Raw genomic sequence first — 13,298 nt, forward strand, 5'->3', positions numbered from 1 at the left:
CGGGTCAGAATAATATAATTATTAACATTTAGGAGGTAACTAAAAAATGGCAGTTCTGACGCTTACAAAGGAAAATTTCGAGACGGAGGCGTTAAAATCCGACGTCCCTGTGCTGGTGGACTTCTGGGCCGAGTGGTGCGGGCCCTGCCGGATGTTCTCGCCCATAGTGGACGAGTTCGCAGAGGAGAACGAGGGCAAGGTAAAGGTGGGCAAGGTGAACGTGGACGAGCAGCCGGACCTTGCGGGCAGATACGGCGTTATGAGCATACCCACGGCCATACTGTTCAAAAACGGCGAGATAGCCTCTACCCTTGTGGGCGTGCAGCCCAAGACCGCTTTGGAGGAGCTTATCTGAGCCGTGGCGGATATCTTTGACCTGATGATAATAGGCGGCGGACCCGCCGGGTACACCGCCGCGTTATACGGGGCCCGGGCGGGGCTCACGGTGGGGCTCATGGAAAAGCTCGCCCCAGGCGGGCAGATGGGCACCACGGACATGGTGGACAACTATCCAGGCTTTCCCGAGGGGATAAACGGCTTTGAGCTTGCCATGAAGATGAAGGCCGGGGCCGAGCGCTTTGGGGCGAGGACCATCTCAGCCGAGGTCACGGGCCTGGAGCTCTCCGGGGATATCAAGACCCTGCAAACGCCCAAGGAGGTCTATAAGGCCCGGACGGTGATTCTTGCCACAGGGGCCCAGCCCCGGGAGCTGGGGCTTCCCCGCGAGCGGGAACTGAGGGGGAAGGGCGTGTCCTACTGCGCCACCTGCGACGGTATGTTCTATAGGGGCAAAACCGTGGCGGTGGTGGGCGGGGGCAATACCGCCGTGGCTGACGCGCTGTACCTTTCAAGGCTCTGCGAGAAGGTGTACGTAATACACCGCCGGGACAAGCTGCGCGCCCCACAGATACAGCAGCAAAACCTGGAGATGGCCGGGAACGTGGAGTTCGTCTGGGACAGCATTGTGAAGGAGCTGCGCTTTGAGGAGCGGCTTACGGGCCTTGTGACGGAGGATAAGAATACCGGCGAGTGCAGGGAACTCAGCTGTGCCGGGGTGTTTATCGCCGTAGGGCAGGTGCCCGAGACCGAACTGTTAAAGGGGCAGGTCCAGCTGGACGAAGCCGGCTATGTTTCGGCGGGCGAGGACTGCCGCACGAATATCCCGGGGGTATTTGCCGCCGGAGACCTTAGGGCAAAGCCCCTCAGGCAGATAGTGACCGCTGCCGCTGACGGCGCTGTGGCCGCCACCGCCGCCCAGGAGTATCTGGATAAATAGATGAAAGAAGATCCCCCCTCGGGAGGGATCTTCTTTCATGGTTACCTGTGCATATTATTGCTATTCCCCGGCAGCAGGTTAAAATTCTGCCGCGGCCTGTCGTTGGGCATATAGAAATAGACGAACTTGATGGAGAAGATGTCGCAGATTATAAAGTTATTTGCCGCCTCGTCATATAGAGTCACGAAGCTGCGGCCCACAAAATAGAGCATTCCCTGCTTGCGCATGATGCCGCCGGTGCCTATGAGGAACTCTATCACCACAAAGTTCCCGATGTTCTGTGCCAGTATCATCTGCATGGACCCGCGCATTTCCTCGGAGTCGAAGTCCTCCTGCTGGGGGTGTTCGAAATTGTCCATGGCCGCCGCGCCGTCCGCCTCGGCCATGTAGTCCGCACGGCTCATAAGCCTGCGCATGGCCGCAGAGTTTCTCCCGCATTCACGTCTCTGATTCTGATTCATACACTGCCTTCCTTTCAAAAGTAGTCATGTCTCCGCATAGCTCTCCGTGGGATTGTAAAAGCAATGGTCCCCAAGGCGTATCACGAACTGCCCCACCTGCGAGGGAAAGTTCTCCCTGCAGGTGGGCCTAAAGGGGTTGAAATACCAAAGGGCAAAGCCCAGGTTAGTAAGCCGGTTTCCAGCGATGGCCCAGTCCGCGATGTTATAATGTACGTCCGTTGGGCGCATATTGTAGATATTCTGCATATTGTACTGGCCGCCGACGGTCTCCATAACGCAGGTGAACTGCTTGGGCTGGTAGACCACCTCCCGGAGGGTCATGAGCCTGCCGTATTCGCCGTAGGTTACCTGCACCCGGTTCATCACCACGCAGGCCACGGCCTGCATCCCTGTGTCGCCCTCGCCGCCGGCCTCGCACTCGATTATCCGCGCCAGTATCTCTCTGTCAGAAAACGCCACGTCCCTTCCTCCTTATGTTTGTAATTATATATATGTAAAGGAGGGCGGGGGTATTCCGGCAAGCGGCCTCTTCCGCTTTACATTCAGCGTGCTTTCTGCTATAATCAACAGGAAAATAACCAAAAGGAGCGCTGTGACATGGGTAGCAGTTCAATTTGTGCCAAGATAGTTGACTGGGACGAATCCCTCCCCAATAAATATGTGGTGGTGTTCTCACGGTATGAGGGCAGGCTGCTGTTGAGCCGCCATAAAGACCGGGACACCTGGGAGACCCAAGGCGGGCATATAGAGCCGGGGGAGTCCCCTGAGGACGCGGCAAGGAGGGAACTCTGGGAGGAGAGCGGGGCTGAGGATTTTACTTTGGAGCCCGTGTGTATGTACTGGGCCGAGGAACGGGTGGACGGAAAGCCCGAAAGCGGCGCCTGGGGGGCCATATTCTTTGCCGATATAAAAACCCTTGGCCCCATGCCCGAAAGCGAGATGGCAGAGGCGAGAGGCTTCGACGCCCTGCCGGAGAACGTGACCTATCCCTATATCACGCCGCATATTTTCGGGCGGGTGCAGGACAGGTTCAAAGGCTAGAAGAGAAGGGGGAAAGCTATGAAAGTCAGGATACTGGTAAACCCGAACGCCGGCAAGCAGGTGGTCATGAGGGAGCTGCACAGCATATACCGGGCCTTTTCCGGCGGAGAGGACAAAAACGAGGTGGTAATGGAGCTTACCGTCAACTCCGCCCATGCTGCCGAGGCCTTGGACCGGGCCATACGTTCAGAACCCGACATCCTGGTGTGCTGCGGGGGCGACGGGACGCTGAGCGCCACGGTGGACAGGCTTTTGAGAAGCGGGGAGGATATAAGGCTTGGCTATATTCCCGCCGGGACCACAAATGATTTCGCAAATTTCCTGGGCCTGCCGAAGGAACCCGCCGAGGCCGCGGACCTTATCACGGACGGCGAGGCGAAGCCCATAGACGCCGGACGTTTCGGGGACAGGCATTTTATATACGTGGCCTCCTTCGGGGCGTTTACCCAGACCTCCTATGCCACCACCCAGAGCCTGAAAAATTCTCTAGGACACCTGGCGTATGTCATAGAGGGCATAAAGGAGCTGCCCCAGCTGAAGTCCTATACCGTGCGGGCCGAGACCGTAGAAGGCGGCATATACGAGGGGGAGTACCTTTTCGGGGCCATGAGCAACTCCACGTCCCTAGGCGGGATAATCAAGCTGGCCCCGGAGAAGGTGGACCCGGTGGACGGCAGATTCGAGCTGGCCCTGGTAAAGACCCCGAAGAACCTACACGAGCTAAACCGCATACTGCTGGCCCTGATGGGCGGACAGGTGGACGACGAGCTGATAACCTTCGTGCACACGGCGGGGGCCTCCTTTACCTGCGCGGAGCCCATGCCCTGGTCCCTGGACGGGGAGTACGTAAGCGGGGGAACAGACGTTAAGGTGGAGGTGCTGCCGGAGGCGTTAAAGCTGTTTAGGTGAGATGTCTTCGCAGTTCAAGCAAAAAGTAAGGATATGTAAAGATTTTGAAGGGCTTTGTTTACAATGTGTTCAACAACTTGGGCGGAAAATCGGGTAAAATATCGGTAGGATAAGGGGAGAGGACCATGTTCGGATATGTTCGCCCGTATAAGCCCGAGCTGCTGGTAAAGGAATACGGTCAGTATAAGGCCGTGTACTGTGAGCTCTGCCGGGTGCTGGGGAAGGAATACGGCGCTATGGCCCGGTTCGCCCTGAGCTATGACTGCGCGTTCTATGCTATGCTGGCGTTATCTGTGGGCGGCGAGCGGGTGGAGGAGCGCAGCGGGCGCTGCGTGTTCAACCCATTAAAGCCCTGTACGTACCTGCAAAGCCCAGGGGAGGCCTATAAGAAGGCGGCGGCGCTCTGCGTGCTGCTGACATATCACAAGCTTCGGGACGACTGCCTGGACGAAGGGTTCTTCTCGTCCCTTGGGAGCAGGCTGCTGCTGCCTATAGTCTCGCCCAAGGCCAGGAGGGCGGCGAAAAGGTATCCGTCTATGGCCGGGATAGTGGAGAGGACCATGGAGGAACAGAGGCAGGCCGAGAGGGAGAGCGCCGGGGTGGACCGATGCGCGGAGCCCACGGCGAGTCTGCTTCGGGAACTGTTCGGGGAGCTGGCCGGGTGTGACGGCAAGCAGCGGCCGGCGTTGGAGAGCTTCGGGTACTTTTTGGGCCGGTGGGTGTATCTGATGGACGCGGCGGACGATTTGGCGGAGGATATGCGCAGGGGAAGCTTTAACCCCTTTATCAAGCGCTTGGGGCTTGAGGGGAGGAGGGAGCTCTCCCAGGAGGAGCGCGGGGCCGCAGACAAGGCCTGCAACGAGGCTCTGAACGCCACCGCCGCAAGACTGGTGCTGGCAGTTAACCTTATCGACCTTGGGGCCTTCGGGCCCATTATAGAGAATGTGGCCCAAAAGGGCCTGGGAGAGGTCCAGCGGGAGATACTGTTCCTTCATGTAAAGGAGAAACCCCGCAGAGAGCCAAGGTAAAAGGTTGTGGGGTTCTTAGGGGCAAAGGCTCCCTCAAGTTCACTCCGTGAACTTGGTCGCCGAAGGCTGTAAATATACTTCAAAACAAAAGGGAAGGGTTAATTCAATGAACGATCCGTACAAGGTACTGGGAGTGTCCCGCACCGCCACAGACGAGGAGATAAAGGACGCGTACAGGAAGCTGGCGAAAAAGTACCACCCCGACCAGTATGCCGAGAGTCCGCTCAAAGAGCTGGCCGACGAGAAGATGAAGGAGATAAACGAGGCCTATGACGCCATAACGGCCCAGCGGCGCAGCGGCGGCAGGGGCGGATATAACGCCGGGTACGGTACGGGAGCCGGGGCAGGCGGCTCCGGTTTCAGCGATGTGCGCAGCCTTATTATGTCCGGGCGGTTTGCCGACGCGGAGCAGATACTGAACGGTGTGCCCGCCGACAGGCGCAACGCCGAGTGGTACTTTTTAAAGGGCTCAGTTCTGTACCGCCGGGGCTGGCTTGAGGAGGCCAAGGACCATTTCTCCCGGGCCTGCCAGATGGACCCCAGCAACTCGGAGTACAGCGCGGCCCTAAACCAAGCCATGAACCAGAGGGGCGGTATGTACGGCGGCTATAACCCCAACCGCGGCATGAGCAGCGACTGTAACGCCTGCGATATGTGCTCGGGGCTTTTGATGGCCGACTGCTGCTGCGAGTGCATGGGCGGCGACCTGATACGCTGCTGCTGAGGGAGGGGCGGGCCCATGAAAGGAAACACGGCGAAAACAGCCCTCTGCGGTATGGTTTCGGCTTTGTCGCTGGCGCTGATGATGTTCGAGGGGCTGGTACAGGTGGCTTCCATAGCTATGCCCGCCCTTGCCGGGTGCCTGCTGATACCTATTGTGGCCGAGGCAGGGCTCAAGTGGGCCTTTGGCTCATATGGGGCGACGGCGGCGCTGTGCCTGTTGCTGACCCCAGATAAGGAGGCGGCGCTGATATACCTGCTGTTCTTCGGGTATTATCCGGCTCTGTTCGCGGTGCTGGGCAAAATCAAAAACGCGGCTGCGCGCTGGGGGGCGAAGCTGCTTGTGTTCAACGGCGCGGCGGTGGGCGAGGCGCTGCTTGCCACATATGTGCTGGGCATACCCTGGGAGGATATACCGTTTTTGCCGATGCCCTGGGGGGCTGTGGCGCTGCTGCTAATGGCGAACGTGGTGTTTGTGCTGTATGAATTCACGCTGGCAGGGCTGATACGGGAGTATTTCCGCAGGGTGCATGGGAAACTCTCGAAATATTTTAAATAGAAGCGGCCTGTGGGGGCAGCCCCGCGGGCCTTTTTTGGGTTTTGCGACGCTTATTTTCAATAATACTTGATTTTCCGCAAAAAAAGACGTAAAATTAAGCTAAATATGTTTTTGAGAGGAACATGAGACCTATGAACGATCAGCTTTCCGAAAAGATACAGGAGAGCCGCCGGGGCTTCTCTAAGAGCCAGCGGGCCATTGCCAGGTATTTGCAGGACCACCCCGAGGAGGTGGCGTTTATGACTGCCTCCCGTCTGGGGGCGGCAGTTGGGGTCAGCGAATCCACGGTGGTCCGCTTCGCCACGGAGATCGGCTATTCCGGGTACCCGGCAATGCAGCAGGCCGTGCAGGAGATGATACGCAACAAGATGACAAGCTTCCAGCGGCTGGAGATGACCTCACGGAACATCCCCCAGGAAAAGCTGCTGGACGCGGTGCTGGGCCAGGATATAGACATCCTGCGCCGGACCCGGGAGGGTATGAACTCAGAGGAGTTTTATAGGGCGGTGGAGCATCTGGTGGAGGCTAAAAGGGTATTCGTCCTGGGGGCGGGGAGCTCGCTGGCCTTGGCGACTTTTCTGGCCCACTATATGCAGCTGGTCTTTGACAACGTGCAGCTGGTGGAGGCCACCAGCGAGGCCCAGATTTTACAGCAGATGGTGCATGTGAACAGCGAGGACGCCATTATCGCCATCAGCTTTCCCAGGTACTCCAAGAAAGCCGCAAGGGCATTGCAGTACGCCTCCAGCCAGGGCATGACCGCCATAGCCATCACCGACAGTATGGCCTCCCCTCTTGCCCAGAGCGCCTCCCATGTGCTGCTGGCAAGGAGCGATATGGTGTCCTTTGTGGATTCCCTGGTGGGTCCCTTGAGCGTTATAAACGCCCTTATCGTCACCACGGCCATCCGTAAAAAGGCCCAGGTCACAAGGGTCCTGGAGCGCATAGAGCGCATATGGGACGAGTACGGAGTATATGAGAAGGTGGAGGAGAGGAACAGCTGAAAGAGGTTATTATAGTCGGGGCCGGGGCCGCTGGGCTCATGGCCGCCGGAACGTGCATAGAGCGTGGGCTGAAGGTTCTGATGTTTGATAAGAACCAGCGGCCCGGGCGCAAGCTGAGGATAACCGGCAAGGGGCGCTGCAACGTGACGAATAACTGTACGCCCCAGGAGGTCATCGCTGCCGCCAATGGCGGCAGGTTTCTTTACAGCGCTCTTACAAGCTTCACGCCGGGGGACGCCATGGCTTTTTTCGAGGGCCTGGGCGTGCCATTAAAGACTGAGCGGGGCCGCAGGGTGTTCCCTCAGTCGGACAGGGCGGCAGACATTGCCGACGCCCTTGTGCGCTATTCAAGGGGCGCGGAGCTTTGCCGGGAGACGGTGAAAAAGGTGCTCGTTGAGGAGGGGCGCGCCGTCGGGGTGAAAACCGATAGGGGATACTATAAGGCAAAAAACGTGCTGCTGGCCTGCGGCGGGGCAAGCTATCCGGCCACCGGGTCGGACGGGTCGGGGTACAGGCTTTCGGAGGAGCTCGGGCATATCCTTGTGCCCATAAGTCCGTCCCTGGTGCCACTGGTGGAGAGAGGTGGCATATGCCAAAGGCTTATGGGCCTGTCCCTGCGCAACGTGGGGGTCAGGGTCACGGCGGCGGGCAGGAGAAAGCCGGTATATGAGGACTTCGGCGAGCTGCTGTTCACCCACTTCGGGCTCTCCGGGCCCACCATACTCAGCGCGTCGGCGCATATGCGGCCCATGTCTGCGGGGGCGTATACGGTGCATATAGACCTGAAGCCCGCACTGGACGAGGGACAGCTGGACGCGAGGATATTGCGGGACCTTGAGGAGAAGAAGAACAGGCAGTTTATAAATTCCCTTGACAGGCTGCTGCCACAGAAGCTGATACCCGTGATAGTGGAGCGCTCGGGGGTGCCCGGGGAGACAAGGTGCAATTCCGTCACCAGAGGGCAGAGGAAAAGCCTGCTGGCCGTACTAAAGGACTTTACGGTAGAGATAGAGAGCTTTCGGCCCATCGACGAGGCCATAGTCACCGCCGGGGGCGTGAGCCTTAAAGAGGTAGACCCCAAAACCATGGGCTCAAAGCTTATAGAGGGATTGTACTTTGCCGGGGAGATGCTGGACGTGGACGCGCCCACAGGGGGGTATAATTTGCAGATCGCCTTTGCCACCGGCAGGCTGGCGGGGCTGAGCATGGGAGAATAAAAATGAGTGAAAAGCTGCTTTACAAGGAGGACGTGCTGAGCATTGCCCGGGGAATAGAGTTTATAGGGCCGGACTGCTGGCTGACCTCGGGGGCGGCGCTGGTGCTGTTCGGGGTCCGGGAGAGCACACATGACGTGGACCTGATCTGCACAAAGAAACTTGCGGACCGGCTTGAAGCGGAGGGCTATCCCTTTCACAGGGACGGCCTGGACAATACCAGGATATTCGCCGTAAGCGAGTATGTGGAGGTGCTGGAGGACTGGGAGACAGAGGAAGTAGTCCAGGTGGAGGGCCTCCCCACGGCGAGCCTTTTGAGCATAAGGAAACAGAAGGCGGCCCTGGGCCGGGAGAAGGATTTGAGGGATATTGCGCTGATAGATTCTTTTTTGCAGAAGGAGGGCCGTTGATATATGGCACAGCCGATGATGCACCTGTTGATTGCGGATAATATCTATGGGGAGAAGCCCGGCTCGTTCCGTTCCTATGGGGACTTCCTGCTGGGGAGCATCGCCCCGGACGCGGTCCACATGAGGGCGGACTGTACCAAAGAGATGAAGCGCGTATCTCACTATAGGTTCACAAGTGAAAACCCCATAAGCCATTTCGACGGCTTTTTTGACGAATACCATACGCCGGAAAATAGGGATTTTGTAATTGGCTATCTTGTGCACCTGCTGTCCGATATGATATGGTATTCTTCTGTAAGGGTACCGTTTAAGGAGAGCTTTTCGCAGGTGCCGGACCCAGATATGTCCATGAATGAGGTCTATTACGCGGACTGCGAACAGATACAGGAGCGGATGTTTTGGGACGGGAACGCGCCGCGCATAATAGACGGTATAAGGGAAGGCAAGGCGTACTCGCTGGAGGGGAGGATCGACGCAGGTAGCGTAAGGGCCTGGGGAGATAAGCTTATCCTTGAGTACGACAATAGGCGGGATATCGTTCCCCACACTAAATATATATCCGAACGGCAGGTGCGCGATTATATAACCGGCTGCACGGAAGAATGTATCAGGTATTTATGGAGAGAAGGAGCAAGGACATGATAAAGCTTGAAACGCCCCGGCTCGTCATACGCGACTATACGCCCGCCGACGAGGAGGAATACTATCAGCTGAAATCCCACGAGGGAGCCATGCTCCGGTATCAGAGCGACATTATGGTGCACAGCCGGGAGGAGTCCGATAAGGAGTTCGCCGGGGTTTTGGAGGAGGCCTTGAAGCCGGACAGGACGTTCTACTTTTTGCGGGTGGAGCTGAAGGAAAACGGCAGGCAAGTGGGCTCCGTGGGGTACACCGTTACGGACCGCACCCCGGTGGGCAAGCTGGTCCACGCCGGGTATTTCTACTTCCCGGAGTTCTGGGGGAGGGGGTACGGCACGGAAGCCTTTAGTGAGGTCCTGCACTTTGCCTTTAAGGAGGGCGGCGTGTATAGGGTCACCACCGGGTGTCTGGCTGAGAATAAGGGCTCGGAGCGGATAATGCAGAAATGTGGGCTTATTAAAGAGGCCGAGCACGTGGACTGGCAGTGGCATGAGGACAGAATGAAGACAAGGCTTGAGTATAGGCTGCTGAAGCCTGAATATGATAAAAGAAACGGATAAAAAGAGAGGGGAGGAGAAATATGTTTGCGATAGCCATAGACGGCCCGGCGGGAGCAGGGAAGTCCAGCGTGGCCAAGGCTGCGGCAAAGGAGCTGGGCTTTACCTATGTGGATACCGGGGCGATATACAGGGCCATAGCCCTCTATATGCTGGAGAAGGGGGTGGACCTTGAAGACCCGGCGGCGGTGACTGCCGAGCTGACGGGGGTGGAGGTCTCGCTGGAATATGGGGAGTTCGGCCAGCGTACCCTTTTGGGTGGGCGGAACGTGTCGGAGGAGATACGCACCCAGGAGGTGTCCATGGCGACCTCTAAGTGGGTGGCCCATATCCCGGAGGTCAGGGAATTCCTGGTGGGGATCCAGAGGGGCCTTGCCAGGAAAAGCAACGTGATAATGGACGGAAGGGATATCGGCACGGTGATACTGCCGGACGCCCAGTTAAAGGTGTTCCTGACGGCTTCGGCCGAGGAGCGGGCCAGACGGCGCACCCGGCAGCTTGAGGAGGCGGGGGAGCCCGCGGACTTTCAGCAGGTGCTTAAAGAGGTGGTCCAGCGGGATAAGCAGGACGCGGCCCAGCTGGACCTGCTGCCCGAGGACGGCGTTGTGCTGGACAGCACAGGGCTAAGCTTTCGGCAGGTGGTGGAGCGGCTTACGGCCATGGCCAGGGAGCGCATGGGGAATGAAGGGGGAGGCAAGGGGTAAATGACAAAGAAGCGCGGGGCAAGACGGAAGGACCTGCTGTACCTTATCGGGCAGTCCCTGCTGTGCCTGTTTTACTATCCGGTGTTCAGGATAAGCGTCCGGGGCCGGGAGAATATACCCAAAACCGGGCCGGTGCTGCTGTGCAGCAACCATATGGCCAAGCGGGACCCGGTGATGCTGGGTGTGGCCCAGTGGCGGCAGGTGTTGTATATGGCGAAGGAGGAGCTTTTCAGGAGCCGCTTCCTCGGAGGGCTTTTAAGGCTGCTGGGGGCTTTCCCGGTGATAAGGGGCAGCGGCGGCACGGACGCCCTGGAGAACGCCTATAAGCTTTTGGACGAGAACGGCATGGTGGGGATCTTCATCGAGGGGACCCGCTCCAAGGACGGCCTTTTGCAGCGGCCAAAGACCGGCGCGGCGCTGCTGGCCTACCGCACAAAGGCCCCTGTGGTGCCGGTGTGCATCACCACAGGGGACGGCGGACTGCCAAAGAAGTTCAAGCGGCACATCATAAATATCGGAAAACCCATACCGGCGGAGTCGCTTAATATAAAGGACGACTCCAGTCTTGAGCTGCGCCGGGCCAGCCGGACCATCATGAAGGAGATCGCGGCGCTGAGAGAGGAGACCCTCCAGGAGCTGGGACTGCCGTCCCAGGCCCAGGGGGCGGCGGGGAAGTGAGGCGATGTTATGAGGATAGAGGTTGCAAAGAGCGCGGGCTTCTGCTTCGGTGCAAAGCGCGCGGTGGATATGGTGCAGGAGCTCCTGCACAGGGGGGAGAAGGCGGCGACCCTGGGGGCGCTGCTGCATAACCCACAGCTGGTGGAGGAGCTTGAGGCAAAGGGCGTGAAGGTAGTGGACGCGCCCAGGGACACGCCCGAGGGCCATGTGCTGGTGCTGCGCTCCCATGGGGTGACCCTGGAGGTGGAGCGGGAGATAGAGCGGCTGGGGCTGCGGTTTGCGGACGCTACCTGTCCCTTTGTTAAAAAAATCCACCACTTAGCCGGGTGTTCCTCGGAAGAAAACAGGACGTTTATTTTGTTCGGCGACCCGGGGCACCCGGAGGTGAAGGGGGCCGTCAGCCACTGTAAGGGCCCATATTTTGTGTGTCGGGACCATAGTGAACTCCAAAATCTGCTAAAGGACCATGCAGAGCTCACAAACGTCCCCATAGCTGCGGCGGCCCAGACCACCTTTCATATGGGCGAGTGGGAAAAATGTTTGGAAACTCTTAAAAAGGTATGTACAAACGCCGCAGTTTTTGATACAATATGTAATGCAACAGCGAAACGGCAGAAAGAGGCGCTGGACCTTGCCGGAAAATGCGACGTGATGATTGTCATCGGCGGCAGGGACAGCTCGAATACGGCCAAGCTTGGCGATATATGCGCCAGGCAGTGTAGAACGTATCTCATTGAGAAGGCGAGCGAACTGCCCACCTTTCCCGCCGGCCTGAGCGTTGGCATAACCGCAGGGGCCTCGACCCCGGCAAGCATAATAAAGGAGGTACTAGTTACCATGGCTGAAGTCAACAGTACGGAACAGAATTTTGAGGAGATGCTTGAGGAGTCACTCAAGAGCATGAATACAGATGAAAAGGTACATGGCGTTGTAGTCGGCATCTCCCCCACCGAGGTCTATGTGGACGTGGGCCGCAAGCAGGCGGGCTTTATCCCCGCAGTGGAACTCTCTAACGATCCCACCGCCAAGCCCGAGGACATCGTGAAGATGGGCGACGAGATGGAGCTGCTCATCATGAAGACCAACGACCAGGAGGGCACCATCATGCTCTCCAAGCGCCGGGTGGACGCCATGAGGGGCTGGGATATAATCCAGACGGCCCTGGAGAACAACGAGGTTTTAGAGGGCAAGGTGATAGAGGTGGTCAAGGGCGGCGTCATCGTTCTGTGGGACGGTATGCGCGTGTTTGTGCCCGCCTCTCAGGCAACCGTCAGCCGGGGCGAGGATCTTAACGCCCTGCAGGGCCAGGAGGTGAGGTTCCGCGTTATCGAGGTGGACCGCAAGCGCCGCCGGGCTGTGGGCTCTATCCGCAGCGTCCTCAGAGAGGAGCGCAAGGCCGCCCAGGCGAAGTTCTGGGAGCAGGTGGAGGAGGGCCAGGAGTTCACCGGCAAGGTGAAGTCCCTGACAAACTTCGGTGCCTTTGTGGACCTGGGTGGAGTGGACGGCATGATCCATATCTCCGAACTCAGCTGGAACCGCGTGAAGCACCCCAGCGAGGTGGTGAAGGTGGGCGATACCGTAAACGTATACGTAAAGGGCCTTGACCGGGAGAACGGCAAGATCTCCCTGGGCTACAGGCGTCGGGAGGACAACCCCTGGGTGAAGCTGGAGCAGGAGTTCCCCGCCGGCACTGTCTGCGAGGCCAAGGTGGTCGGGATGACCGACTTCGGCGCTTTCGCCAGCGTCATACCAGGCATAGACGGCCTTATCCATATTTCCCAGATAGCGGACCACCGCATTGACAAGCCCCAGGATGTGCTGAAGGTGGGCGACGTGGTGAAGGTGAAGATCACCGATGTGGACCTGGAGCGCCACAGGGTGTCCCTCTCCATCCGCGCGGTGCTGGAGGACGAGCAGGCTGCCGCGGCGGCTGAGGAGGCTCCCGCCGACGAGGTAGTGTTCAGCACGGAGGACGAATCTTCGGAGGAGTAATTAAACGCATAATCATAACAGGGTAGTCGTGACTGCCCTGTTTTGTGCGTAATACAGGGTTCATCCTTGTGAATATAAAGTTTAAGGTCCGACCTGGAAATTTAGT

17 protein-coding genes are annotated in these 13,298 nt (G+C 58.3%); 15 read left to right on the forward strand and 2 right to left on the reverse strand.

Features of this window, described 5'->3' with window-relative positions; genetic code table 11:
• Nucleotides 1-46 precede the first annotated feature (46 nt).
• Both trxA and trxB read left to right on the forward strand, forming a co-directional pair.
• Nucleotides 47-355 (forward strand): thioredoxin, encoded by a 309-nt coding sequence (trxA, locus tag ADH66_RS00435; protein ID WP_066537114.1) that lies wholly within the window; start codon nt 47-49, stop codon nt 353-355.
• 24 nt (nt 356-379) lie between these two features.
• A complete protein-coding gene (gene trxB / locus ADH66_RS00440; RefSeq protein ID WP_066541759.1) occupies nt 380-1,276 on the forward strand; it encodes a thioredoxin-disulfide reductase in 897 nt (298 codons plus the stop codon).
• Nucleotides 1,277-1,317: 41 nt separating this feature from the next.
• Here the strand turns inward: trxB and ADH66_RS00445 are convergent, their stop codons facing one another.
• Complete coding sequence (locus ADH66_RS00445; RefSeq protein WP_066537111.1) at nt 1,318-1,737, reverse strand: hypothetical protein; 420 nt, start codon at nt 1,735-1,737, stop codon at nt 1,318-1,320.
• Nucleotides 1,738-1,761: 24 nt separating this feature from the next.
• The gene (locus ADH66_RS00450; RefSeq protein WP_066537110.1) at nt 1,762-2,196 is read right to left on the reverse strand and encodes a cell wall hydrolase; all 435 of its coding nucleotides are present in this window, start codon (nt 2,194-2,196) and stop codon (nt 1,762-1,764) included.
• A gap of 138 nt (nt 2,197-2,334) precedes the next feature.
• Between ADH66_RS00450 and ADH66_RS00455 the strand changes: the two genes are divergently transcribed.
• From ADH66_RS00455 to ADH66_RS00515, 13 genes are all read left to right on the forward strand, one after another.
• Nucleotides 2,335-2,778 carry an NUDIX hydrolase gene (locus tag ADH66_RS00455; RefSeq protein WP_066537109.1) on the forward strand — a complete coding sequence of 148 codons (444 nt, stop codon included), beginning with the start codon at nt 2,335-2,337 and terminating at the stop codon, nt 2,776-2,778.
• Nucleotides 2,779-2,796: 18 nt separating this feature from the next.
• Nucleotides 2,797-3,687, forward strand: coding sequence for a diacylglycerol/lipid kinase family protein (locus tag ADH66_RS00460; protein WP_066537108.1), 891 nt, complete (start codon nt 2,797-2,799; stop codon nt 3,685-3,687).
• 125 nt (nt 3,688-3,812) lie between these two features.
• Nucleotides 3,813-4,715: a DUF5685 family protein gene (locus ADH66_RS00465; protein ID WP_066537107.1), complete on the forward strand. Its 903-nt coding sequence runs from the start codon at nt 3,813-3,815 to the stop codon at nt 4,713-4,715.
• Between the two features lie 106 nt (nt 4,716-4,821).
• On the forward strand, nt 4,822-5,439 hold the full coding sequence (locus ADH66_RS00470; protein WP_066537106.1) for a J domain-containing protein: 618 nt from the start codon (nt 4,822-4,824) through the stop codon (nt 5,437-5,439).
• Between the two features lie 15 nt (nt 5,440-5,454).
• Nucleotides 5,455-5,994 (forward strand): hypothetical protein, encoded by a 540-nt coding sequence (locus ADH66_RS00475; RefSeq protein WP_066537104.1) that lies wholly within the window; start codon nt 5,455-5,457, stop codon nt 5,992-5,994.
• Between the two features lie 131 nt (nt 5,995-6,125).
• Nucleotides 6,126-6,998, forward strand: a complete 873-nt coding sequence (locus tag ADH66_RS00480; RefSeq protein WP_084384336.1) for a MurR/RpiR family transcriptional regulator — start codon at nt 6,126-6,128, stop codon at nt 6,996-6,998.
• An 11-nt stretch (nt 6,999-7,009) separates the two neighbouring features.
• Nucleotides 7,010-8,215, forward strand: a complete 1,206-nt coding sequence (locus tag ADH66_RS00485) for a BaiN/RdsA family NAD(P)/FAD-dependent oxidoreductase (RefSeq protein WP_330397743.1) — start codon at nt 7,010-7,012, stop codon at nt 8,213-8,215.
• Nucleotides 8,216-8,217: 2 nt separating this feature from the next.
• On the forward strand, nt 8,218-8,622 hold the full coding sequence (locus tag ADH66_RS00490) for a hypothetical protein (RefSeq protein ID WP_066537097.1): 405 nt from the start codon (nt 8,218-8,220) through the stop codon (nt 8,620-8,622).
• Between the two features lie 3 nt (nt 8,623-8,625).
• The gene (locus tag ADH66_RS00495; RefSeq protein ID WP_066537096.1) at nt 8,626-9,264 is read left to right on the forward strand and encodes a zinc dependent phospholipase C family protein; all 639 of its coding nucleotides are present in this window, start codon (nt 8,626-8,628) and stop codon (nt 9,262-9,264) included.
• Complete coding sequence (locus ADH66_RS00500; RefSeq protein WP_066537094.1) at nt 9,261-9,821, forward strand: GNAT family N-acetyltransferase; 561 nt, start codon at nt 9,261-9,263, stop codon at nt 9,819-9,821. The genes ADH66_RS00495 and ADH66_RS00500 overlap by 4 nt, the downstream gene beginning before the upstream one ends.
• Nucleotides 9,822-9,841: 20 nt before the next feature.
• Nucleotides 9,842-10,522 carry a (d)CMP kinase gene (gene cmk / locus ADH66_RS00505; protein ID WP_066537092.1) on the forward strand — a complete coding sequence of 227 codons (681 nt, stop codon included), beginning with the start codon at nt 9,842-9,844 and terminating at the stop codon, nt 10,520-10,522.
• Nucleotides 10,523-11,200 (forward strand): lysophospholipid acyltransferase family protein, encoded by a 678-nt coding sequence (locus tag ADH66_RS00510; RefSeq protein WP_066537091.1) that lies wholly within the window; start codon nt 10,523-10,525, stop codon nt 11,198-11,200.
• A gap of 9 nt (nt 11,201-11,209) precedes the next feature.
• Nucleotides 11,210-13,192: a bifunctional 4-hydroxy-3-methylbut-2-enyl diphosphate reductase/30S ribosomal protein S1 gene (locus tag ADH66_RS00515; RefSeq protein WP_066537089.1), complete on the forward strand. Its 1,983-nt coding sequence runs from the start codon at nt 11,210-11,212 to the stop codon at nt 13,190-13,192.
• Nucleotides 13,193-13,298 lie beyond the last annotated feature (106 nt).

This window comes from Acutalibacter muris, from assembly GCF_002201475.1.
In the GTDB taxonomy this organism is placed as follows: Bacteria; Bacillota; Clostridia; order Oscillospirales; family Acutalibacteraceae; genus Acutalibacter; species Acutalibacter muris.

Excerpts from the sequence above, each read along its gene's own strand:
- ADH66_RS00470 (WP_066537106.1), top strand. The coding sequence starts at position 4,822 with ATGAACGATCCGTACAAGGTACTGGGAGTGTCCCGCACCGCCACAGAC.
- ADH66_RS00500 (WP_066537094.1), top strand. The coding sequence starts at position 9,261 with ATGATAAAGCTTGAAACGCCCCGGCTCGTCATACGCGACTATACGCCC.
- cmk (WP_066537092.1), top strand. The coding sequence starts at position 9,842 with ATGTTTGCGATAGCCATAGACGGCCCGGCGGGAGCAGGGAAGTCCAGC.
- ADH66_RS00445 (WP_066537111.1), bottom strand. The coding sequence starts at position 1,737 with ATGAATCAGAATCAGAGACGTGAATGCGGGAGAAACTCTGCGGCCATG.
- ADH66_RS00510 (WP_066537091.1), top strand. The coding sequence starts at position 10,523 with ATGACAAAGAAGCGCGGGGCAAGACGGAAGGACCTGCTGTACCTTATC.
- ADH66_RS00475 (WP_066537104.1), top strand. The coding sequence starts at position 5,455 with ATGAAAGGAAACACGGCGAAAACAGCCCTCTGCGGTATGGTTTCGGCT.
- ADH66_RS00515 (WP_066537089.1), top strand. The coding sequence starts at position 11,210 with ATGAGGATAGAGGTTGCAAAGAGCGCGGGCTTCTGCTTCGGTGCAAAG.
- ADH66_RS00460 (WP_066537108.1), top strand. The coding sequence starts at position 2,797 with ATGAAAGTCAGGATACTGGTAAACCCGAACGCCGGCAAGCAGGTGGTC.
- ADH66_RS00495 (WP_066537096.1), top strand. The coding sequence starts at position 8,626 with ATGGCACAGCCGATGATGCACCTGTTGATTGCGGATAATATCTATGGG.
- ADH66_RS00480 (WP_084384336.1), top strand. The coding sequence starts at position 6,126 with ATGAACGATCAGCTTTCCGAAAAGATACAGGAGAGCCGCCGGGGCTTC.
- ADH66_RS00465 (WP_066537107.1), top strand. The coding sequence starts at position 3,813 with ATGTTCGGATATGTTCGCCCGTATAAGCCCGAGCTGCTGGTAAAGGAA.
- trxA (WP_066537114.1), top strand. The coding sequence starts at position 47 with ATGGCAGTTCTGACGCTTACAAAGGAAAATTTCGAGACGGAGGCGTTA.
- ADH66_RS00455 (WP_066537109.1), top strand. The coding sequence starts at position 2,335 with ATGGGTAGCAGTTCAATTTGTGCCAAGATAGTTGACTGGGACGAATCC.
- ADH66_RS00490 (WP_066537097.1), top strand. The coding sequence starts at position 8,218 with ATGAGTGAAAAGCTGCTTTACAAGGAGGACGTGCTGAGCATTGCCCGG.
- trxB (WP_066541759.1), top strand. The coding sequence starts at position 380 with ATGATAATAGGCGGCGGACCCGCCGGGTACACCGCCGCGTTATACGGG.